Source organism: Mesorhizobium sp. M0058 (genome assembly GCF_040323095.1).
Taxonomy (GTDB): Bacteria; Pseudomonadota; Alphaproteobacteria; order Rhizobiales; family Rhizobiaceae; genus Mesorhizobium.
Map to the genome: position 1 here is coordinate 447,463 of NZ_JAMYUQ010000002.1, position 21,804 is coordinate 469,266.

16 protein-coding genes and 3 pseudogenes are annotated in these 21,804 nt (G+C 62.5%); 14 read left to right on the top strand and 5 right to left on the bottom strand.

The window, feature by feature from the left end; genetic code table 11:
* Positions 1-562: 562 nt before the first annotated feature.
* On the bottom strand, positions 563-754 hold the full coding sequence (locus NKJ75_RS05095; protein ID WP_023673145.1) for a hypothetical protein: 192 nt from the start codon (positions 752-754) through the stop codon (positions 563-565).
* A 219-nt stretch (positions 755-973) separates the two neighbouring features.
* Positions 974-1,435: a Ros/MucR family transcriptional regulator gene (locus NKJ75_RS05100; RefSeq protein ID WP_023673144.1), complete on the bottom strand. Its 462-nt coding sequence runs from the start codon at positions 1,433-1,435 to the stop codon at positions 974-976.
* Between the two features lie 269 nt (positions 1,436-1,704).
* On the opposite strand from NKJ75_RS05100, the gene NKJ75_RS05105 reads away from it, so the two are divergent.
* The 14 genes and pseudogenes from NKJ75_RS05105 (at position 1,705) to NKJ75_RS05170 (ending at position 18,023) form a co-directional block, all read left to right on the top strand.
* Positions 1,705-2,454, top strand: coding sequence for a Crp/Fnr family transcriptional regulator (locus tag NKJ75_RS05105; protein WP_023686036.1), 750 nt, complete (start codon positions 1,705-1,707; stop codon positions 2,452-2,454).
* Positions 2,455-3,559: 1,105 nt separating this feature from the next.
* Positions 3,560-3,961: a non-homologous end-joining DNA ligase LigD gene (gene ligD / locus NKJ75_RS05110; protein ID WP_352462977.1), complete on the top strand. Its 402-nt coding sequence runs from the start codon at positions 3,560-3,562 to the stop codon at positions 3,959-3,961.
* Positions 3,962-3,995: 34 nt separating this feature from the next.
* Positions 3,996-4,594 (top strand): annotated as a pseudogene (gene ligD, locus NKJ75_RS05115) (non-homologous end-joining DNA ligase LigD).
* Between the two features lie 144 nt (positions 4,595-4,738).
* Positions 4,739-5,706: pseudogene (locus NKJ75_RS05120) on the top strand (ArdC family protein).
* A gap of 69 nt (positions 5,707-5,775) precedes the next feature.
* Positions 5,776-6,096, top strand: coding sequence for a DUF2958 domain-containing protein (locus NKJ75_RS05125; RefSeq protein WP_352462978.1), 321 nt, complete (start codon positions 5,776-5,778; stop codon positions 6,094-6,096).
* Between the two features lie 75 nt (positions 6,097-6,171).
* Positions 6,172-8,292, top strand: a complete 2,121-nt coding sequence (locus tag NKJ75_RS05130) for a ParB/RepB/Spo0J family partition protein (RefSeq protein ID WP_352462979.1) — start codon at positions 6,172-6,174, stop codon at positions 8,290-8,292.
* Between the two features lie 46 nt (positions 8,293-8,338).
* A pseudogene (locus tag NKJ75_RS32830) lies at positions 8,339-8,458 on the top strand (DUF6117 family protein); the annotation flags it as partial.
* 173 nt (positions 8,459-8,631) lie between these two features.
* On the top strand, positions 8,632-12,960 hold the full coding sequence (locus tag NKJ75_RS05140) for a strawberry notch-like NTP hydrolase domain-containing protein (protein WP_352462980.1): 4,329 nt from the start codon (positions 8,632-8,634) through the stop codon (positions 12,958-12,960).
* Positions 12,957-13,994, top strand: coding sequence for a DUF7146 domain-containing protein (locus tag NKJ75_RS05145; RefSeq protein WP_352499261.1), 1,038 nt, complete (start codon positions 12,957-12,959; stop codon positions 13,992-13,994). The genes NKJ75_RS05140 and NKJ75_RS05145 overlap by 4 nt, the downstream gene beginning before the upstream one ends.
* Before the next feature lie 340 nt (positions 13,995-14,334).
* Positions 14,335-15,255 carry a DUF2493 domain-containing protein gene (locus tag NKJ75_RS05150; RefSeq protein ID WP_023690439.1) on the top strand — a complete coding sequence of 307 codons (921 nt, stop codon included), beginning with the start codon at positions 14,335-14,337 and terminating at the stop codon, positions 15,253-15,255.
* A gap of 299 nt (positions 15,256-15,554) precedes the next feature.
* A complete protein-coding gene (locus tag NKJ75_RS05155) occupies positions 15,555-15,998 on the top strand; it encodes a hypothetical protein (protein ID WP_352463833.1) in 444 nt (147 codons plus the stop codon).
* A 188-nt stretch (positions 15,999-16,186) separates the two neighbouring features.
* Entirely contained in the window at positions 16,187-16,795 is a 609-nt protein-coding gene (locus NKJ75_RS05160) for a hypothetical protein (RefSeq protein WP_352499262.1), read from the top strand.
* Positions 16,792-17,184, top strand: coding sequence for a phage holin family protein (locus NKJ75_RS05165; protein ID WP_023693628.1), 393 nt, complete (start codon positions 16,792-16,794; stop codon positions 17,182-17,184). Before NKJ75_RS05160 ends, NKJ75_RS05165 begins: the two co-directional genes overlap by 4 nt.
* A gap of 56 nt (positions 17,185-17,240) precedes the next feature.
* Positions 17,241-18,023 (top strand): hypothetical protein, encoded by a 783-nt coding sequence (locus NKJ75_RS05170; RefSeq protein ID WP_352499263.1) that lies wholly within the window; start codon positions 17,241-17,243, stop codon positions 18,021-18,023.
* A gap of 150 nt (positions 18,024-18,173) precedes the next feature.
* Here NKJ75_RS05170 and NKJ75_RS05175 read toward each other — a convergent pair whose 3' ends face one another.
* From NKJ75_RS05175 to NKJ75_RS05185, 3 genes are read right to left on the bottom strand one after another with little or no spacing between them, the layout of a single operon-like run.
* Positions 18,174-19,805 (bottom strand): ABC transporter ATP-binding protein, encoded by a 1,632-nt coding sequence (locus NKJ75_RS05175; RefSeq protein ID WP_023686074.1) that lies wholly within the window; start codon positions 19,803-19,805, stop codon positions 18,174-18,176.
* Positions 19,795-20,679, bottom strand: a complete 885-nt coding sequence (locus NKJ75_RS05180) for an ABC transporter permease (protein ID WP_023673827.1) — start codon at positions 20,677-20,679, stop codon at positions 19,795-19,797. The genes NKJ75_RS05175 and NKJ75_RS05180 overlap by 11 nt, the downstream gene beginning before the upstream one ends.
* Positions 20,676-21,722, bottom strand: coding sequence for an ABC transporter permease (locus NKJ75_RS05185; RefSeq protein WP_023673826.1), 1,047 nt, complete (start codon positions 21,720-21,722; stop codon positions 20,676-20,678). The genes NKJ75_RS05180 and NKJ75_RS05185 overlap by 4 nt, the downstream gene beginning before the upstream one ends.
* Positions 21,723-21,804: the final 82 nt, after the last annotated feature.

The following is a 21,804-nucleotide window of genomic DNA, read 5'->3' on the forward strand; positions in this document are numbered from 1 at the left end:
AATAGCCTGTCGCTCACCGCGACGGGCTTTTTTGTGCAAGAACCGTTTGCGGCGATCCCCTCAACGGAGTTCGCTACCATGGTCAAGACGAAAACCCCTCACAACACGTTTCGCAGGAACAGCTCGCCCGCTTCAAGATCGAGGCGGAACGGCTGCACAAGGCAATCGTCGGCCCGATTGTCGCCGATCTGCGACAATCACCAGGCCGTGCAGGATCCGCATGAAGTGCTGCTCAAGAACGTGAACAATCACCGACAGGGATGCGCTATCCGATGGCCTCTTACAGGTCCGGCGTCGCTGCCTAGTGCTGGATAGGTGGAGTCCCGAGACCGGGGAAGGGCAGCACGTTGCCGCCCGTCCCCCGCCGGCGGCGCAGTTCAACCTCTCGATAGACGAGGATGCCCATCACCATTTCCGCGCTGGCGATTTCCGATCTCGATGGCAACGACTTGAGCTATTGGTGCAGTTGTCGCGTTTCCATGGTCGCAATGTGGCCGGCGATGGCTTCGATGCTATCGCCCAAATTCGCCAGTAACCCTGCGGACCTCTGCATAGGCTTGCTCTACAGCCGCGAAAACGTGTTGAGATGCAGACGCGACCTTTGGCCTTCTGCAAAGGCCACGGCATAGGATTCGAGCTTGAATGATCGGGTGAGTTCCTGGTCTTCCTCGATCACGCGGACAAACCACTCGCCACAGGGTTTGCCAACTTCGACACAAGGGCGTGCTTTGCGAATTGGAATTATGTCAGCCATGGCGTTGCCTCCCAGCAATCAGGCCAAGCGGAGATTAACGTCGTAAGCGGCCTACAACAAGAAAAGATTGGGCAGCAATACGAAGCTGAGGTGTGGGCCACAAATGGCCGGCGCCATGGGTTGGGGAACCTGGGTGGGCACCGGCCAAGAGCGGACAGGTCCGCCGCGATGCATACATCGCCGATTGGTGCCGCGGTGGTAATGGTGTGATCGCGGAAGCTACGCTTTAGCCTTAGCCGTCGGCCTTGCCTTGCCCGTTGCAGTTGCCGTGGGCTGCGGTGCCTTCCTACCCAGACCGATCGACTTCGCCATGGCAGACCGTGAGGCCGCATAGTTGGGAGCGACCATCGGATAAGTGGATGGCAAGTTCCACTTCGTTCGATACGCGTCAGGAGTGAGACCGAAATCCACGCGCAGATGTCGCCGAAGGGTTTTGAACCGCTTACCATCTTCAAGACAGATGATGTAATCGGGAAATACTGACCTTTTTGGATTTACCGCAGGCACTGGTTCTTCGGTCGCGGCAGCCACGCGATGGCCAATCCCAGACAGCGACCCGTGCACTGAGGCTATCAGGTCCGCCAAGCCCGCGACCGGCACGGGATTGTTGCTGACGTACGCGGATACCACATCCGCCGTGAGTTCTACCAGTTCAGCGGCGTGGTCGGGGGCGTCGGTCATGGTGTGAGTCCTCGAATTTGAGAACGATCTATTATAGCTGCTGCCGCAGCTGCGCAACTCGAGGCCCGATGATGGGCCGCTTCCCTCGTAAGCACCAATCCTGTTGAGCCTGTGTTTGCCGATGGGGAAAGGACCATCGGAAGCAGTGCCAGACTTATCACAGGTTAAGTCGGTCCGGTGTTTATGATATAAGGTCGGGCATCATTCGCGTTCTGCTGGCCGCGGGTGACTGAGAGACCATAGCGCTCCCGCCCAAACGGAGAGCCGACATGCTTTATCAAAGCCCCTTAACCGCCAAGTTCCATCGTGCCTTCACCCTCACGTCAGGTGAGCGTCAAGCTCTCGACGCGGTAAGAATAAGGATCGTTGCGATTGGCGCAAACCAGAACTTGGTCCGGGAAGGCGACCAGCCGTCCCGGTGCATAATGGTCCTGGCTGGCTTAGCCAGCACCTCGAAGGTAACAGGAGACGGGAAGCGTCAGGTCACTGCTTATCATGTGCCTGGCGACATGCCCGATCTGTTGAGCCTGCACCTCGATCTGTTGGATAGCGACGTTCGAACGGTGAGCGCTTGCAGTGTTGGCTTCATAGATCACTCGGCTATCCGGCTGCTCTGCGAACGCCACCCCAGGCTGGCGGCAAATCTTTGGCGAACGACACTGGTTGATGCATCGATTTTTCGCGAATGGGTGGTCAATGTCGGGAAGCGCCAAGCGCTTGGCCGAGTGGCCCACCTTCTCTGTGAAATCATGCTACGTATGGAAGATGCCGGACTTGCGTCCGATCAAACCTGCGCTTTTGGTGTGACTCAAGCTGACCTTGGCGAGGCGACAGGGCTGTCGGCAGTCCACATCAACCGCACGCTCAAGTCTCTTCGGGAGAAGCACCTTACATCACTTGTGAATGGCCAATTGACCATCCATGATTGGGAAGGACTGGCCTTTCTTGCTGAGTTCCGGCACGATTACCTGCACTCAGCAAGGAACAATAAAACGGCCGAGTTCATGTCAATGCACTGATTGCTCCAGGGAAAAATCGCCAGAAATGCGGATTGGCTCCAAGGGTAGCCGGACCACTTGTTGGCCTTCGCTGGCCATCAGCGGTGCGATCGCCCCCCAACATGGTCAATGCTTTGATGGCGCGTCGAAGCGTTAGCGCAGCCCACATGGGCGTTGACTGTCCGTATGGCCGTCTGCGTAGCACCATCCATCCCCTCAACGTGATACTTCGGCACTACAGGGTTTCCACCTCTCTTCATGGCTTTCGATTGGCCGCGCGATCGACCAATTTGTGGGCTCAGCCGCATCAATTCGAGCCCCGCTATTGGCTAGCGACTGTGGAAGAGGTTCCTGGGGCACACCATGCCGGCGCCCAAGGGAATAAATCTCGGCGACGCAATGGGTCAAGCCCGGGGCTCATGCGTCGCTGCAGATTTCGGGAGGACGGCGGATATTCGCTTTTCTCCGACCGAAAGCGTGCCAAGGGACGTCGCCAGCTAAACAGCAACCGGCGTTGACGCTTGAGAGCGCCTGGCAGCGTTCACGGTGGCCTGTATGGGCGCTCGACATTTCGCGAGTGGCATGTGTTGCGAGCTTGTTGCAGATCATGTTCGCACCATGCAACGGCAAAACGCCTCATTGAGCGCAATGGAAAAGCCGCATTCTCAGTTCGGTCGAGCGAGCGCTTTCTGCACGAGTTGTGACAGGGGAGGGCCTGTCAGGCTTGGAATTCACAAGCTGCAACGCAATTGAGGAAGAAGCCGAAAGGGTGCAAGACCAGATCGATTTCTTGCAGCCAAACTCGGCTCTGGTGTGGTTCAATCCTGTTTGCATCATCGCGGATCAGCGGTCGGACTGTCGAGAACTGAACTGCGCGATCTCAGCCGGTGGGCTTCGAACCAAAACATGCGGACCACCGCGGACGGGGACAGTCGGTCCCGCGTCCCGTCCTGCGGCCGGCGCTATGCTGACGCTCCTACGGCTGTCCTGTTCACCGCCCGCGGCGGGGGGCGAATTTCCTCCGTCCTGCGCGTGACAATTGTCCGCTGTTGCGGCCGCGCGCAGGACTGCGGCTTATGCGCCGTTCTTCCTTGAGCGCCGACGGTCGCCGGCGCGGTGCTTGGGCATGGAACCGAATCCCAGGCAGCGTATTGACATGTATCCGAGTTCCTCATGTCCGAGTAGACGGCACTCTCAACAAAAGGCGCAAACGGCCCAGAGACTCGGCCAATCTCGATCCGGCAACGAGATCGCCGCTGCTGTCGGCGTCAAGCTGACGCATCCGGACAAGGTCATGTATCCAGGCACCAAGGTGACCAAATCCACGCTCGCCGCCTACTACGCAGTGGTCGCCGAGAAGATGCTGCCGCACATTCAGGATCGGCCGCTGTCGCTGGTGCGCGATACTCACGGCGACCTGCAGCAGACCTTCTTCAGAAGCACAACCTGCCAGGCGTGCCCAGGGCCATCCATGATGGCCACTTGGAGAAGGTGTCCGGTAAGGAAAGCCGCATCTCGTGGTCGATGACTTGGCTGGGCTGATCGCGGGCGTCCAGACGAACGTGCTCGAATTCCACATCTGGGGAAGCCGTCGCCAGCAGCCGGATCTGCCGCACCGCATGATCTTCGACATCGACCCCGACAGGGCTTGGGCTTTGCTGCCGTCAAGCAGGCAGCCCTCGACATTCGGAGCATTCTGGAAGCGCTTGGATTGCAGTCGTGGCCGTTGCTGTCCGGCGGCAAGGGCGTTCATGTGGTCGTCCTGCTCCTCCCGGAGGCAGACTGGGACGAGGTCAAGAGCTTCTGCCAGGACTTCGCCGAACTGCTGGCCCGTACAGATCCGTTGCGCTTCGTCGCCAATATGAGCAAGGCGAAGCGCAAGGGCCGAATGTTTCTCGATTACCTGCGCAACGGCCAGGGCTCCACTGCAATCTGCCCCTGGTCGACTCGGGCACGCGCGGGGGCGTCGTGCGCGGTGCCTGTCAGCTGGGATGAGTTGCCCACCTGCGAAAAACGCCAACGGCTTCGATGTCTTCGCCGCCGCCGCGCGGGCTCAGTTGCGCGAAGCCTGGGAAGGTTATTTCGACGTCGCACAAACGCTTACCGACCGCATTCGGCACGCAGTCCGGCAGCAATAACCATAGGTCAGCGACACTACTGATTGGCGCGGACCGCCTTTGCCCCAAGTCCGGGAGCGTCCCCCTCGAGGCCTGGGCTAGCCTCTAGAGCGAGAGTACGGACCGGTTTGCCGTGACGGGTTGAGAGCTGGAGGAGAGGCCTCCGGCGCCCGTCGCGGAGAAACCCGATGTCCAGACATTACGCTCGCGCCGGCGCCGACCGGGCAAGCCTCTATGATGACATCACCAACAAGATCATCGCCGAGCTGGAGGCTGGGCGCTTTCCCTGGGTGCCCTGGGGCACGGCGGCGGCGCAAGCACCCCTCGCCATGCCGGCCAATGCCGCCTCTGGCCGTGCCTATTCGGGGATCAACGTGCTGATCCTTTGGGGTGCGGTCGTCGAGCATGGCTTTCCCGTCCAGGGCTGGCTGACTTTCCGCCAGGCGCTATCGCTGGGCGGCCATGTCCGCAAGGGCGAACACGGACCACCGTCGTCTATTCTGACCGCTTCATCCCTGACGACGAGAAGAAACGCGCGCGGGAGACCGGCGAGGCAGCACGGGCCATACAGTTTCTGAAGCGCTTCACCGTCTTCAACGTCGCGCAATGCGAAAATCTGCCCGACGATCTGGCGGTGTTTCCGCCCGCACCAGAGCCCGGACTGATCGAACCGGCCGTCGAGGCACTGATCAAGGCGACAGGGATCGATTTCCGCATCGGCGGCAATAGCGCCTATTATGTGCCGGCGCACGACTACGTGCAGGTGCCGCCTCCGCAGGCGTATTTCGAGACCATTGACTGGCACCGCACCGCCCTGCACGAGCTTGGCCATGCGACCGGCCATCCCTCCCGCGTCGGCCGTGACCTCGGCGGCGCCTTCGGCACAAAGCGATATGCTTTCGAGGAACTGGTCGCCGAAATGAACGCAGCCTTCTGCTGCGCCTCGCGAGGTATTGCGCCGACCGTGCGCCACGCCGATTACCTGGCCTCCTGGCTCGACGTCCTGCGCGAAGACAACCGAGCCATCGTGCGTGCCGCCTCCCAAGCCAGCAAGGCAGCCGACTGGTTGCTCGCCTTCCTTCCGCAACCCGACAACGGAACCAGGGCAGGGCCCGCCAGCGTCGATGAGGTCGAAATCGAGAAGAGGGCGGCATGATCGTTCTCACCGAGGAACTGCGCGTGCCTGCTCGCCAATAGCCGCGATCGCGACGCCGAACACGTACGGGTGGTGAAGCTCTTCAAATCAACTCGGCGAAGGAATTGGCTCGCAACCGCGCTCGAGATGACGTCGATCCGGCTGCCTCTCGGCATCGGCATCGAGCGGGACATGCTCTTTGGCACCGACCTGCCGATTTCCGTCTGGGCAGAGGCGGTCCGCCGGGGCGGAAACCTTCGCGACCCCGAACGCAACTCGACCATGCCGGCCAATCTGGCCGAGACGGCGAGTGAGATCTCAGCTTGTAATCCGCAAGCCGCAGATGCGCAGTCGTGTCTGCGGCCCTGTCCCCACCTCTGGATCTTCGGTGCGGCTCAGTCCTCAGAGTGAGAGGGCTGCGCCCGTCTTTTTTGACGGGTTTGGAGGACGAGAGAGTTTCGGCCGCCCGTCGCGGAGATAGTCCACATGGCTACGCCCAAGCAGAAGATCACCCTCAACGCTTCACGTGACATCCCCTTCAACAAGCTGATGCTGAGCCAGTCCAATGTCCGGCGCATCAAGCGCGGGGAAACCATAGAGGACCTCGCCGCGTCGATCGCTCGGCGCGGCCTGCTCCAGAGCCTCAACGTCCGGCCAGTGTTGGACGGCGAGGGCAACGAGACCGGCATGTTTGAGGTGCCGGCTGGCGGGCGCCGCTATCGCGCGCTGGAACTGCTGGTCAAGCAGAAGCGCATGAGCAAGACCGAGCCAGTTCCCTGCGTCATAAGCGACGCCCACAGCGCGGTCCCGATCGAGGAGGACTCGCTGGCCGAGAATTTTCAGCGCGAAGATTTACATCCGCTCGACATGTTTCGCGCCTTCCAGACACTTCATGACCAGGGCGCGAGCCATGAGGAGATTGCCGCACGCTTCTTCGTCTCCGCAACATTCGTGCAGCAGCGCCTCAGGCTGGCCAGGGTTTCGGCCAAGCTGCAGGAGATTTACGAGCAGGATGGCATGAAGCTCGAGCAGCTCATGGCGTTCACCGTGACCGACGATCACGCCCGTCAGGAGCAGGTCTGGGAGGCGCTCGAAAACTCCTGGTCGAAGGAGCCGCAGCAGATCCGGCGCCTGCTGACGGAGACCACTGTGCGGGCAAGCGATCGCCGGGCGCTGTTCGTCGGTGTCGACGCGTATGTCGCTGCCGGCGGCGTGGTGCTGCGCGACCTGTTCGAGGCCGACAATGGCGGCTGGCTGCAGGACCCCGCTCTGCTCGACCGCTTGGTCGGCGATAGGCTGAAGTCGATCGCCGACGAAATCGCGGCGGAGGGCTGGAAGTGGATCGTGGTCGATGCCGATCTGCCCTACGGGTACAATCACGGTCTGCGGGCAATCGCTGGCACCCCCGTCGGTCTGACCGACGCGGAGCGGGCGGAACGCGAAGCCCTGCGAGCGGAGTACGACCGGCTGGAAGCCGAGTATGGCGAATCCGACGAACTCCCCGACGATGTCGATCAGCGCCTCGGTCAAATCGAGACCGCGCTTGAGGCCTTCGAGAGCCGGCCGATGCACTACGATGGGGCCGAGATCGCCCGCGCCGGTGTGTTCATCAGCATCGATCGTGATGGCGATCTCGTCGTCGATCGGGCCCATGTGCGCCCCGAGGACGAAGCGATGCAGGCGGTCGACGGCCACTCGGCCGAGCCAGGTTGCGCCACCGAGAACGAAGACAGCAGACACAATCCTTCGGCCCGCGCGATTATCACCATCGGCGCGCAGGCGTCCGAGCCTGAGGAGGATGACGGCGACACCATCAAGCCGCTACCCGAGCGCCTGGTCATCGAACTTACTGCCCATCGCACGTTGGCGCTGCGCAACGCACTGGCCGAGAACCGGCATGTGGCCATCACGGCGCTCTTGCACCGGCTCGTCCTCGACACCTTCGGTCAGCGTTCCGCCATCGGCTGCGTCGAGGCCTTCGTCCGACATGTCCACTTGCCGTGGCAGGACGTCGGTCTCAAGGACAGCCCTGCGGCCAAGGCCGTCCATGAGCGCCATGAGGCATGGAAGAGCGACATTCCACTGGATGACGACGAGGCCCTATGGGCGTGGCTCGACGGACTCGATGAAGCAAGCCGGCAGACGCTGCTGGCGCATTGCGTCAGCTATGGGATCAACGCCTTGTTCGAACGACCCAATCCCTACGGCAGCGGCGTTTCCCAGCATGGACTCGATCAGCGCCGGCGTGAAGCCGATCGGTTGTCCCGTGCCACCGGGCTTGACATGGTAGATGCCGGCTGGCGGCCGACGGTGGATAACTATCTCGGTCGCGTCACCAAGTCCCGCATTCTTGAAGCCGTGCGCGAAGGCGCCGGCGACCAGGCCGCCCAGCTTATCGACCATCTCAAGAAGGCCGACATGGCCAAAGAGGCCGAGCGCCTCCTGGCCGATAGTGGCTGGCTACCCGAACCGCTCCGCCTTCGCGGCAATGACGCCGCCCGGCCGAATGTGGGCGAGGAAGCTGACCTCCCCGAATTCCTGGCCGGTGATGACGAGGACGGCTCGGCCACCCATGAGACTGCCGCACACGCGGTCGCCGCCGGATAGCACCGTCGGCGGAGTGGCGCGGGTCGCTCGGCCCTTTCTTCTTCACTACGAGTTCACGCCGTTCGCTCATCTTGCCGACGGCAATCCCTATGATGCCTACCTGCCGCCCGATCCCGACAGCGCCAATGGTTTCCTACAGAAGTCGGGGCCTGACGGCGGAATATGATCGAGATCGGTTGATACCGGCAAGCGCTCCACCTCATGGCGGGGCGCTTGTTTCATTTTGGCTTCGGTGGAGGCCAGAGAGGGAGAGGCGAGCCGGGATGGTTTTGAATCCGCACGGTCCAGAGAGAGCGCCGCGCGGCTCGATCCTGTCCCCGCTCTCCCGAGGTTCACACCATGTACATGATCTCGCCCGCTGTGGCAGTTCCCGCAGCCGCGCCGCTCCCGCTCCCCCAAACCGGTGCAGCCGGCGCTATCTTCGCCGCCGCCGGCCTTCTGCTTCCCCATCTCGAGCGCGGCGACAGCATCGACGCGCCAAAGTTGCGCGCGGCGATGGAAGCCGCATTCGGCGCCTCCGACGCCGCCGGCGCCTGGGACTGGAAGCAGGCCTACGATGCCTGCGAGGCTGCGACGGTCCTTTTCCTGCGCAAGTACGGAAAGGCGTTGTTCCGCAAGGCCGCGTCTCCGGCTCTCCGGCTGTCAGCATTGTCGAAGATCGCCCGGCTCATGCCGACGCATACCCGCCGATCCGAAGAAGCACAGACCTTCCAGCAGTTCTCGACGCCGATTCCGCTCGGCATGGTCGCCGCAACGGCCGCTGCCATCACGCCGGCCGACCGTGTGCTGGAGCCTTCCGCCGGCACCGGGCTGCTCGCCATCCTGGCCGAGATAGCCGGCGCCTCGCTCATTCTCAACGAGCTTGCCGAAACCCGCGCGGCACTTCTCTCCGGCCTCTTTCCGGCCGTCTGCGCCAGCCGCTTCGACGCCGCCCAGATCGACGACCATCTCTATCCCGGCGCCGTGCCGAGCGTGGTGCTGATGAACCCGCCCTTTTCGGTCATGGCCAACGTCGAGGGCCGCATGGCCGACGCGGCCTGGCGGCACATCGCCTCGGCCCTGGCGCGCCTTGCGCCCGGCGGGCGGCTGGTGACGATTACCGGTGCGAACTTCGCGCCCGACCACCCGGCCTGGACCGCCGCCTTTACTCGCCTGCAGGAACGTGGCCGCATCGTCTTCTCCGCCGCCATCGACGGCTCGGCCTACGCCAAGCATGGCACGACCTTTCCGACACGCCTCACCGTCATCGACCGGGTGCCGGCGGACGATCCGGACGTGTTCCCGGCAGATCAGGGCGTTGCCCCGGATGCCGCGACGCTGATCGCATGGGTCGGCGAGCATGTGCCGGCACGGCTGCCGGTCACCATACCCGCAGGTGCAACTCCCACATCGTCGTCGGCCGCACCCCGCACAGTGCGCGGCTATCTTGGTCCCACGGCAAGAATAACACCGCGGCCACCGCTCACTGATCCCGATGCCGTTGAGCTCGCCTATCAGGTGCTCGACTGGAAGGCCGCCGAGGGCGGCCACATCAGCGACGCCATCTACGAGGACTACGCGCTTCAGGCGATCCGCATTCCCGGCGCGCAGCCGCACCCCACCCAACTCGTGCAATCGGCGGCCATGGCCTCGGTCGCGCCGCCCAAGCCGAGTTATCGGCCGCGCCTGCCGAAGAACGTCCTTGACCTGCTCTCGGACGCGCAGCTCGAGACCGTCATCTATGCGGGCGATGCTCACGCCGAGTATCTCGCCGGCGCCTGGACGCTCGACGATACCTTTGACGTAATTAGCGCGGCGGCAGATGACGCGGCGCGGGCCGTGCGCTTCCGGCAAGGCTTCATGATCGGCGACGGTACCGGTGTAGGCAAGGGCCGCGAGTCCGCCGCCGTAATCCTAGACAATTGGATGCAGGGCCGTCGCAAGGCCGTCTGGATCTCCAAGTCAGACAAGCTCATCGAGGATGCGCAGCGCGACTGGTCCGCGCTCGGCATGGAGCGCTTGCTGGTCACCCCGCTCTCCCGCTTCCCGCAGGGCAGGCCGATCACGCTGGCGGACGGCATCCTGTTCACCACCTATGCCACGCTGCGGTCCGACGATCGCGGCGAGAGGCTTTCGCGGGTCAAGCAGATCGTCGAATGGTTGGGTCCGGATTTCGATGGGGTCATCATCTTCGACGAGGCGCACGCCATGCAAAATGCCGGTGGCGGCAAGAGCGAACGCGGCGACGCCGCTCCCTCCCAGCAAGGCCGTGCCGGCCTGAGGCTACAGCACGCCCTGCCGAATGCCCGCATCGTCTATGTGTCGGCGACTGGCGCCACCACCGTGCACAATCTCGCCTATGCCCAGCGGCTCGGCCTCTGGGGCGGCGAGCATTTTCCATTCTCGACCCGCGCCGAGTTCGTCGAGGCGATCGAGGCTGGCGGCGTGGCGGCGATGGAAGTACTGGCACGCGACCTCAGGGCACTTGGCCTCTATACCGCCCGCTCGCTCTCTTTCAACGGTGTCGAATACGAACTGCTCGAGCATGAGCTGACGCCCGAACAGGTCCGCATCTATGACGCGTACGCTGGGGCCTTCGGCGTCATCCACAACAATCTCGATGCTGCGATGCAGGCGGCCAACATCACCGGCAGCACCGGCACGCTCAATGCCCAGGCCAAGTCGACCGCGCGCAGCGCCTTTGAAAGCGCCAAGCAGCGCTTCTTCGGCCATTTGTTGACCAGCATGAAGACACCGACCCTGATCAAATCCATCACCGGCGATCTGGAGGAGGGCCATGCGGCCGTTGTCCAGATCGTCTCGACGGGTGAGGCGCTCATGGAGCGGCGGCTGGCCGAGTTGCCGACCGAGGAATGGAACGATGTTCGCGTCGATATCACGCCGCGCGAATACGTCCTCGACTACCTCGCTCATTCCTTCCCGGTGCAGCTCTACGAGCCCTTCACGGATTCGGAGGGCAATCTGTCGTCGCGCCCGGTCTACCGCGATGGCCAGCCGGTCGAGAGCCGCGAGGCGGTCGCCCGGCGCGACGAGCTGATCGCGAAACTCGCCAGCTTGACGCCTGTCCCCGGCGCGCTCGACCAGATCGTCCAACATTTCGGCGCGGACCTCGTCGCCGAAGTCACTGGCCGCTCGCGCCGCATCGTGCGCAAGCGCGACCGCCTGGTCGTCGAGCACCGAGCAGGGTCGGCAAATCTGGCCGAGGCGCAGTCCTTCATGGACGATCAGAAGCGCGTTCTGGTGTTTTCCGACGCCGGCGGGACGGGTCGTTCCTACCATGCCGAACTCTTGGCACGGAACACGCGGCTGCGTGTGCATTATCTGCTCGAAGCCGGGTGGAAGGCCGACACCGCCATCCAGGGCCTGGGCCGCACGCATCGGACCAATCAGGCGCAGCCGCCGCTGTTCCGGCCGATCTCGACCAATGTGAAGGCGGAAAAGCGCTTCCTCTCGACGATCTCCCGCCGTCTCGACACGTTGGGCGCAATCACGCGCGGCCAGCGCCAGACCGGTGGCCAAGGGCTGTTCCGGCCAGAGGACAATCTTGAAAGCCACTATGCCGGCGATGCCTTGCGGCAGCTCTATCTCCTGATCGTACGCGGCAAGGTCGAGGGTTGCACACTCCAGCGTTTCGAGGCGGCGACCGGTCTCAAGCTGATGGACAACAACGGCATCAAGGACGAGTTGCCGCCGATCACCACCTTCCTCAATCGCCTGTTGGCGCTGACCATCGAAGTGCAGGGCGTGCTGTTCGGCGCCTTCGAGCAGCTTCTGGCCGCTCGGATCGGTGGCGCCATCGCCTCGGGCACCTATGACACCGGGCTGGAGACCCTGCGGGCCGAGAGCTTCGTCATCACCGACCGGCAGGTCATCTACGCCCATCCGCGCACCGGCGCCGAAACGCGGCTGCTGACGATCACCCAGCGCAAGCGCAATCGGCCCGTCATGCTCGATGCGGCGCTCCATCACCTTCGCGATTTGCGCGCCATCCTACTGATCAACGAGCAATCTGGCCGCGCCGCCGTGCAGATCCCAACCACCAGCATCATGCTCGACGACGGCGAGATCGAGCCGCGGGTCCGCCTGATCCGGCCAATGGAAGGCCAGAACATGCCGCTCAAGGCTATGGGCGAAACCCGCTGGGTCGAGGCCCACCGTGAAGCTTTCGCTGCAGCATGGAATGCGGAGGTCGCCGAGACTCCCGAGTTTGCCGATGCCGTGCTGCACATGGTGACGGGCCTGTTGTTGCCGATCTGGAAGCGTCTGCCAAACGAGTCGACCCGCGTTTTTCGACTTCAGACCGACGAGGGCGAGCGCATAATTGGTCGCCTTGTCACGCCGGCCTGGGCCGCCAACGCCACGGCGACAGGCGTCGCATCGCTATCGCCCGAGCAGGCGCTCGCGGCGCTGATCGACGGGCGGACGATCCTTGATCTCGCCGAGGGTCTCCAGCTTCGCCGCAGCCGCGTCATGGGCGCGTGGCGCATCGAACTGTCGGGCTTCACCGACATGATGCGGGAGCGCCTCACCGCCTACGGTCTCTTCCACGAGATCATTTCGTGGAAGCTCAGGATGTTCGTGCCGATCGACGCCAACGGGCTCGCCGTGCTGGAGCGCGTGCTCGACCGCTTCCCAATCGAGCGGGTCAGTGAGCGGGAGGCTGCATGATTCCGCGTCACGCTGCATCCGACCTCGCACACCGCCTCGCCGAACATGCCGAGGCGGTGTGCCGCCACTACCTCTCCAATGGCCGTCGCCAGGGCAACTATTGGAGCGTCGGCGACGTCCGCAATGCGCCGGGCCGCTCGACGTTCGTGCGTCTGCAGCCATCCCCGAAGGGACCGCCAGGCAAATGGACCGACGCCGCTACCGGCGAGCATGGCGACCTGCTCGACGTCATCCGCGAATCCCTCGGACTGGTCAACTTCCGGGACGTCGCCGATGAGGCGCGCCTGTTTATCGCTATGCCAGATGCCATGCCACCCCGACCGGCCGCGCCGATCACGCAGGTCCCCATTGGATCTCCGGAAGCGGCTCGCCGACTGGTCGCCATGTCGAAGCCCATTATCGGCACCCTCGTGGAAACCTATTTGCGTGGACGTGGCATTGCGACTTTGTCCGGCACCGGATCGCTGCGGTTCCATCCGCGCTGCTACTACCGGCCCGGCGATCATGGACCGACCGAGACCTTGCCGGCAATGATCGCTGCTGTCACCGACCTTGATGGACATTTGACCGGCGCGCACCGCACCTGGCTCGCACCGGACGGCACCGGCAAGGCGCTCGTCGACACGCCGCGTCGCGCAATGGGTGACCTTCTGGGTCACGCCGTCCGCTTCGGTGCACCCGGCAGCGTCATGGCGGCAGGCGAGGGCATTGAGACGACGCTGTCGCTCAGATGCGCCTTGCCCGATATGGCGATGGCTGCGGCACTCTCGGCAGCCCATCTAGCCGCCATCCTGTTCCCGCCAACCCTGCGCCGGCTCTATGTCATCCGCGACAACGATCCGGCCGGTGACGGTGCCCGCGACAACCTGCTCGAGCGCGCGACGGACGCCGGAATCGATGCAATCGTGCTGTCGCCAGCGATGCAAGACTTCAACGAAGACCTCAGCCGCTTCGGACTTGCGGCCTTCCGGGCCTCGATTGCAGACCAGCTCATGCGCAAAGATCGCATCCGATATCTGACACAGGCGGCATGAGCCGGGAGGGGAAGCGCGCGGCGCACGGTGCCGGTGCGGCGCATGGATGAGTGACCCGCCGGCAGAGAGCCGAGACCCGGCCTTCGAGAGGGCGATCGGCCCACGAACTGGCCGGCCAGGCAATGGCGGCGGCCGACTATTTTCCGGCGCGCGCGACTGGTCGCGAATGGCAGCGATCGGGCGCGACGCCTTTCCATCGCGAGGCAAAATAGTCGGCCGCCGCCATCCTCCGCTGCGCTCCGGCCCTCCGCATCGCTGCGGGTGTCGGACCGTCCCGCCCGTGGGCTCTCGTCGCCATGAAGGCCGCGAGGGTCGCGGTCAAACCGACGGGAGTATCCCCATGAGAGAGCACGACGACACTGAACCGCACCACGCCGCTTCTGCGACCGATCACATCCTCACCGAACTCCAGCTCTATGGCTGGCGACCATTTGCGGACGAGCCCGATCCGCGACCGCTCCCCGGTGGCGACCAAGTGGCCGGAGCCGTGGCCGACATCTTTGACGCCCTCATCGTCACCCTGGCTGACACGCGCCTCGAACCCGACCTCGATGACTTGCTCTGGTCCCTCACCAATGTCTTCCACCGAGCTGTACAACGGATCGAGCGGCAACTGGAAGACAACGAGCAGGCCCAGCGCTGTCTGCAGCGCGAACAGGATGGCAGCGAGATCAAGGCGGTTGAACTCGAGACACTCACCGCCCAGGGCCAGACCATGATCGAACGGCGGGGCGCCTTCGAGCTCATGCGTGACCAGGCCGCCGAACACTACGATCAGTACACCGGTTCTGCCTGGCGACCGCGCACGGGGTCGATGGTAAACCACCACCATCTCACCGCCGCAATGATCGATAGCCGCGACTTCCTCGCGGCCAGGCGGCGCGCGGAAACCGAGGTCATGTTGCCGGCCGGCCCCAAGATCGCCTTCTCCGGCGGCGATACCGCCGATCACGAGATGATCTGGGCAAAGCTCGACCAAATCCGCGCCAAGCACCCCGACATGGTGCTGATGCACGGCGGATCACGCAAAGGCGCTGAAAAGATCGCCGCCCGCTGGGCCGATCATCGCAAGGTGCCGCAGGTCGCCTTCAAGCCCGACTGGAGCAGACACGCCAAGGCCGCTCCCTTTAAGCGCAACGACCAGATGTTGGCGGTCATGCCGATCGGCGTCATCATCTTTCCCGGCACCGGCATTCAGGAGAACCTCGCCGACAAGGCCCGCAAGCTCGGCATCCCGGTCTATCGATTAGGCGGCTCGTGAGCGCCCCCTTTGACCCTAGATCTTAGTCCAGGTTGGTCACCGCTATTCCACAATCTCACCGATGTGGAGGTATGTCTTTCACGACGCGAACGGCGGCTTCGCGCCTCATGACAGTCGGTTCCCCGGTTCAGTCCATTCACCAAAAGCGGGCGTCGCCAAACGGCCAGCCCTCAGGCTGTTATGTTCGCGCAAAATGCTCTGCTGGGCCGAATGGATGAGGCGCGACGATACCAGGCAAAATTCTGGGCACTCCCGGACTGTCACGAGTCCTCGAAGCGCAGGCCGATCTTTCCCGCTGCATGTTCCTGCACGCGTTCGGAAACGCAGATCCTGCCAGGCTCGGCGATCCTCTCCAGACGCGCGGCGATGTTGACCCCCGCGCCCAAGACGTGACCGTCCTATTCGATGATGTCGCCGACGATCTTGCCGCGATGCGTGGCAATACAGGGATCGAGGTGGTCACGTTGATGGCTGTTCAAGCGCTCGAGGGCACCTTCTTCGTCAGCGCCCATCAGTTGACTGTACCCGGCGAGGTCAGCCGCAAGGATCGCCGAGAGCTTGCGCTCGACCCGACCGATTTCCATCCAGTCCCTCTGCAAGGCGTCAGGATCATATTTGCCCAGGTCAAGCGATCCAAGTCCGCTCTTCCGGTTTTCTTTGGGATCGCGTCAACCATGTCGGGCGCACCCGTTCGTACGGAGCAACTGGCGCTCCGCACGAGGGACAGGGCAACTCACTGGTGACTGGGTGCGTGCCTGACGAAGCTCTTCGTTTCGGCTGAGATAAATGCTCTCACTTACGGAACATCGCAGGTTCGTCGAAGTTGGAAAGCTACGGAGGACGTGCACATGAACAGTGTCATCTATCTTATCGGCCTTATCGTTGTCGTGCTCGCGGTCCTCTCCTTCCTCGGTTTTCACTAGGTGGCCTCATGCAGCATGAGAACGATCAGGGCGGACAGCCCACCGATTTCGACAAGGCGAAAAGCGACGTCTCCGACAGACTTCGCCAGGAAAATGAGCGTGCCAGCGAGTTGCTTCACGACGCGCGGGACGAGGTGACCCGTAAGGCTGGCGACTATGCATCTGAAGCCACGCAGGTCATCTCCGACAAGGCGGAGGAGGCGCAGCGCGACATCGGATCGAGCTTGGCGGCGTTGGGTGGTGCACTGCGAGCGGCCAGCGATCACCTTGCCAGCAACGATGAAAGGAACGCATCGAAGTTCGCTTTGGATGCTGCCAGTGGCCTTGAGCGGCTTTCATCGTCCTTGAAACAGAAGCCCTTTAGCCAAGTCCTTGATGACGTGCAGTCCTTCGGCCGGCAAAATCCCGGTGTCCTGCTTGCGGGATCGGTGTTGGCCGGATTGGCTCTCGGGCGGTTCATCAAGGCTTCTCCGCCGGCAACGCCCGATTCTGAGGCCGCTCCGGGAGGCCTCAGATCACACACCGATCAGCCACAGGGTTGGTCCGCTGATCGTCCACAAGATCTTGGCGTGGTCGGCGATGATGGGGCCACGCAGATCGCGGAGCAGGACAGATGAACAACCAGGACAATCCCAGCCTTGCCGGGCTAGTCACCGATTTGGCCCAGAATGTCACCACTCTGGTGCAAACCGAGGCGAGGCTGTTTCGGGCCGAGCTCTCTGAAAAGCTTACCAAAGCCGGAGCAGGTGCCGCGGAAGTGCTGGGCGGCGCGATTTGCCTGCTCGCCGCGCTCTTGGTGTTGCTGCAGGCGCTCATTATCGCGCTGACGCGGGCAGGGCTTGGCGCGGGGTGGTCTTCCCTGCTGGTCGGTGTGGTCGTGGCGGTCCTCGGCGTCATCCTGCTGCGGACCGGGACGGCCAGCATGGCGCCTTCGGAACTTACCCCCGACCGGACCCAGGGACAGCTCAAGCGCGACGCGAGCGCGATTAAGGAACAGGTGAGATGAACGAGAAATCCGCAGCCGAACTTGAACGCGAGGCCGAGGCTGCTCGCGCTCGGGTGATGGAGACCGCCGAATCCATTCGAGGCAAGATGACGCCTGGACAATTGCTGGATGAGTTCACCGGGCTGTTCTCGGGAGGGGAGAGCGCGGCCATGCTCAGCAATTTCAGAACGCAGGTCCGAGACAATCCTTTGCCGGTCACCATGGTGGGCGCAGGTCTGGCCTGGCTGATGTTCGGCAGCGGTACCTCAAACACCGCCCACCGTTCGGCTGGCTATCCATTGCCTTCAGCGCCGGGACGACATGATGTAGCAGGGGAGCGCGGCGGCTTGGGCGGCACGCTCTCCGACGCCGCGGAATCGCTCTCCTCGAGCGCTGCCAGCGTCGGCGACACCATATCGAGCACCGCAAGAGCCGCTGCGGCGGGTCTGACGGGAAGCGCTGCCAATGCAAGCTCGACGACTGGGGACATGGCGGCGAAAGCCAGCCGCTCCGCGCAAGATCTGTTGGAGGATCAACCCTTGGCCGTTGCGGCCGTCGGTCTCGCCATCGGCGCCGCTATAGGTGCAATTCTGCCCCATACCGCAACGGAGGACGAGCAACTAGGCGCCTATGGCGACAAGCTTCGCGATTCCGCCGAAACTTTGCTCGACAGGGGCCTCGATGAGGCCAAGCAGGTCGCCGCCGACGCCTATGAGACCATCAAGCAGGAAGCTGGCCGGCAAGATATGGAAGCAGACACGATAGCCGATCAGCTCGGCGAGATCGTGAAGTCCACAGCAGACAAGACCGAGCATGCCGTGCGCGAACGAATTTCCGATACGTCTCAGCGCCAAACCTAGCTTGATGATCCTGGACCAACGATAGCCGGCCTCTCCAGAAGGCGTGCATAATAGTCGCGCTGATCGCTGCGCGTGGAGCTCGATCATGCCCTTCAAAGCACGTGGAAGATGGGCGGACGGGGACTTAATTCCTGACCACCTTGCAACCTGTCAGATTTTCCGACTGGCCAGCAATCTTGTCAGCCAGTCAGGATCCATTTCGGGAACAGAGGACAAAAGCCGTTCGGTGTAAGCGGCATGCGGAGGTGTGAGAACCACGCTCTTCAATCCCTGCTCGACGACTTTGCCGCCGTGCATGACGACAATCTCGTCTGCTATCGCGCGCACCGTGGCAATGTCATGGGTAATGAAGATGTAGCTCATCCCGAGTTCACGCTGTAGGCGCATCAGAAGCTTGAGGATCTCCTCCTGCACAATTTGGTCGAGCGCGGATGTGATCTCGTCGCAGATGATAAGCTCCGGTTCGGCAGCCAATGCCCGCGCAATGCAGACGCGTTGTTTTTGGCCACCTGATAGCTCGCCAGGTAGACGTTCCAGAAAATCCTCGCTCATCTCGACCATGTGCATAAGTTCGCTTATCCGGCGATCTCTCTGCGCGCCTTTGAGGCCGAGGTAGAATTCGAGTGGCCGCTCTAAGACTTCTTCGACCGTTTGGCGCGGATTAAGGGCGTTGTCGGGCATTTGATAAATCATCTGGACGCGACGCAGGACCTCCTTGGGCCGCGCCTTCAGGCTCTTGGAAAGGAGCTGGCCTGCGAAAGAAATCGAACCCGAACTTGGCGGCAAGAGTCCGGTAACGACTCGAGCGAGCGTCGATTTCCCAGAACCGGATTCGCCGACCACAGCGACTGTTCTTCCGCGCGGAACCTTGATGGAGACATCCTGGAGCACCTTGACCCCTCCGGCATAAGCCGCGGTGACGTTGTCTATCGTCAAGAGATAGTCATCGGCTGGAACTTCGGGCTTGGCGAGCTTGCGGACTGCCCAGAGCGTCCTCGTATATTCCTGGCTGGGGGAGGCCAGCATCTGGCGTGTGTCAGCCACCTCCACGGTAACTCCGTGTCGCAGAACCATGATGCGATCCGCCATTTGCGCCACCACCGCCAGGTCATGCGTTACGTAGATTGCAGCAGTACTGAATTCCTCAACGATGTTGCGAATGGAGGCAAGGACTTCAACCTGCGTGGTCACATCGAGCGCCGTTGTTGGCTCGTCGAATATTATGAGGTCCGGTCGACAAGCCATTGCCATCGCTGTCATGGCCCGTTGCAACTGCCCGCCTGAGACCTGATGAGGATAGCGAAAGCCTATGCTCTCGGGTTCTGGGAGCTGAAGACGCCGATAAAGATCCACGGCGCTCCGGTTCGCCTCTTCCCGGCTGACGATTCCATGCGCCACCGCGGTTTCGATGGTTTGTTCCAAAAGTCGATGTGCCGGATTGAAGGAGGCCGCCGCGCTTTGCGCGACATAGGCAATGCGGGAGCCCCGGAGACGACGGCGCCCCTTTTCATTGACTGCCAGGAGATCAATCCCGTCGAACAGGACCGAGCCCTGTGTGATCCGGCAGCCCGGTTTGGCATAGCCCATTGCGGCAAGGCCAATGGTGGACTTGCCGGCGCCTGACTCGCCGATTAGGCCAAGAACCTCCCCCCGCTTCAGCGTAAGATCGATCCCGCGGACGATGGGATGCCACTGTTCGTCCGAGGATCCCTCCACATGCAGATTGCGGATTTGCAGTAGATCCTTTCCTTTTTCGCGTGAGCCTGGATCGCTACTTTTCATCCCGCAACCCGCTTGTTGCGTGCAGGTACCAGTCCACAACGAAATTTACGGATACGGTAAGAAGAGCTATCGCGCCGGCCGGAAGCAGCGGCGTGACATCGCCGTAAGTGATCAGGGTTGCGTTCTCGCGCACCATTGATCCCCAATCGGCCGTCGGCGGCTGAATACCGACTCCGAGGAACGACAGCGCCGCGACTGTCAGGAACACGAAGCAGAATCGCAAGCCGAACTCGGCGACCAGTGGAGGCATGACATTGGGAAGGATTTCATTGGCGATGATCCATCTCGGTCCCTCGCCGCGCAATCGCGCCACCTCGACATATTCCATCACGGCCACGTTAAGCCCAACGGCGCGAGAAAGCCGAAAGACACGGGTGGAATCGAGAAGCGCAATGATAACAATCAGGCTGGTGATCGACGAGCCGAAGATCGACAGAAGCACCAGCGCGAAGATCAGACTCGGGATCGACATCAGCACGTCCACCGCACGCGACAAGATCTGGTCGAGCCACCCCCTATACAATGCGGCAAGGAGGCCGAGCGACACGCCTACCGCGAAGGAGAGCAATGTAGTCGCGACCGCGATAGCGATGGTGTTGCGCGCACCGTAGATCAAGCGGGTGAGCATGTCGCGGCCGAGCTGGTCGGTTCCCAATTTGAATTCCTGATTCCACGGCGCGAAGGCTTCGCTGAAGACCTGCGTCTCGCCATATGGGGCTATCCAGTGCGCGAAGACCGCAACAAGGACGTAGCCAACGATCACCACGATGCCGAACCATGCACTAAGCGGTGCCTTCTTCAGCGCTGTTGTCGCCCGGCTGGCACGCGAGCGCCTCAGCCTCTGAACCGCAGCGATAGATTGGGATCTGGTCATCGTGGGTGCAAGAGCCTGGGGTTGGTGGCGATGGAAATAATGTCGGCCAGCAGGTTGAGAAGGATGTAGGTCGCGGCGAAAATCAGGGCACAGGCCTGGACAACCGGAACATCCCTGGATTTTACCGCATCAACCATCAGTTGGCCGATCCCGGGATAGACGAAAACGACCTCGACCACGACCACTCCGACGATGAGATATGCCATATTGAACGCCACGACAGTGACGATGGGAGCCCAGGCATTGGGCAGGGCATGCCTCAGCACGATCACCATCGGGGACATTCCCTTGAGGCGCGCCATATCGATGTAGGGGCTTGCGAGCATGTTGATGATGGCCGCTCGGGTCATGCGCATCATGTGGGCCACGATCACGAGTGTAAGGGTGATTGCCGGCAGCGCCACTTTCCAGAGGTGCTCCCAAAATGGGGTCTGATCGTTCACATTCGACAATGTCGGAAATTTGGGAACCGCATTGAGTGCCCAAGTCAGTGAGATACTGAGCCAATGGGGCAGGGATTGAGCGAAATCGGATGCAATGAACGTGTCGCGCGAGATCACCAGGTAGGCGAGCATATAGGCGACGAAAAACTCCGGGAACGAAATAGTTGTCAGTGTCACGGCATTCACCAGCCGGTCGAACCAGCCGTTGCGGTACAGCGCGGCGAGAATGCCAAGCCCAAGCGCCAGCGGAACCGCTATCAGCGCGGTCACCGCTGCAAGAAACATCGTATTGTAGAGGCGTGGCGCGATGATCTCGGCCACGGTACGCCGATATCCGGTGCGGCTCGCGAACGAAGAGCCGAAGTCGCCGTGAAGCATTTGCGCGACCCAGACGAAATAGCGCTCGACAGGCGGACGATCGATGCCGATTTCCCGCTGAAAGGCGGCGACCGTTTCGGGCGTCGCCGACTGCCCGAGCGTGGCCTTGGCGAAGTCGCCCGGAAGCATCGCGATGGCAGAGAAGATGATGATGGACACGATGAACAAAGTGACCAGGCCGAGGCCAAGGCGCTGCAGAACCGTTCTTGCGACGGGGTTCATGTGAGTGCCGTCTCCCTTTGGGCGGCAGTCCTGCACTCGGAGCAAGCCGACCGGAGCCTCACAACCATCGTGGCCCCGGCCG

Excerpts from the sequence above, each read along its gene's own strand:
- NKJ75_RS05155 (WP_352463833.1), top strand. The coding sequence starts at position 15,555 with ATGTTCCTGCACGCGTTCGGAAACGCAGATCCTGCCAGGCTCGGCGAT.
- NKJ75_RS05185 (WP_023673826.1), bottom strand. The coding sequence starts at position 21,722 with ATGAACCCCGTCGCAAGAACGGTTCTGCAGCGCCTTGGCCTCGGCCTG.
- NKJ75_RS05105 (WP_023686036.1), top strand. The coding sequence starts at position 1,705 with ATGCTTTATCAAAGCCCCTTAACCGCCAAGTTCCATCGTGCCTTCACC.
- NKJ75_RS05140 (WP_352462980.1), top strand. The coding sequence starts at position 8,632 with ATGTACATGATCTCGCCCGCTGTGGCAGTTCCCGCAGCCGCGCCGCTC.
- NKJ75_RS05150 (WP_023690439.1), top strand. The coding sequence starts at position 14,335 with ATGAGAGAGCACGACGACACTGAACCGCACCACGCCGCTTCTGCGACC.
- NKJ75_RS05175 (WP_023686074.1), bottom strand. The coding sequence starts at position 19,805 with ATGAAAAGTAGCGATCCAGGCTCACGCGAAAAAGGAAAGGATCTACTG.
- NKJ75_RS05160 (WP_352499262.1), top strand. The coding sequence starts at position 16,187 with ATGCAGCATGAGAACGATCAGGGCGGACAGCCCACCGATTTCGACAAG.
- NKJ75_RS05170 (WP_352499263.1), top strand. The coding sequence starts at position 17,241 with ATGGAGACCGCCGAATCCATTCGAGGCAAGATGACGCCTGGACAATTG.
- NKJ75_RS05145 (WP_352499261.1), top strand. The coding sequence starts at position 12,957 with ATGATTCCGCGTCACGCTGCATCCGACCTCGCACACCGCCTCGCCGAA.
- NKJ75_RS05165 (WP_023693628.1), top strand. The coding sequence starts at position 16,792 with ATGAACAACCAGGACAATCCCAGCCTTGCCGGGCTAGTCACCGATTTG.
- NKJ75_RS05095 (WP_023673145.1), bottom strand. The coding sequence starts at position 754 with ATGGCTGACATAATTCCAATTCGCAAAGCACGCCCTTGTGTCGAAGTT.
- NKJ75_RS05100 (WP_023673144.1), bottom strand. The coding sequence starts at position 1,435 with ATGACCGACGCCCCCGACCACGCCGCTGAACTGGTAGAACTCACGGCG.
- NKJ75_RS05130 (WP_352462979.1), top strand. The coding sequence starts at position 6,172 with ATGGCTACGCCCAAGCAGAAGATCACCCTCAACGCTTCACGTGACATC.
- NKJ75_RS05180 (WP_023673827.1), bottom strand. The coding sequence starts at position 20,679 with ATGACCAGATCCCAATCTATCGCTGCGGTTCAGAGGCTGAGGCGCTCG.
- ligD (WP_352462977.1), top strand. The coding sequence starts at position 3,560 with ATGGAACCGAATCCCAGGCAGCGTATTGACATGTATCCGAGTTCCTCA.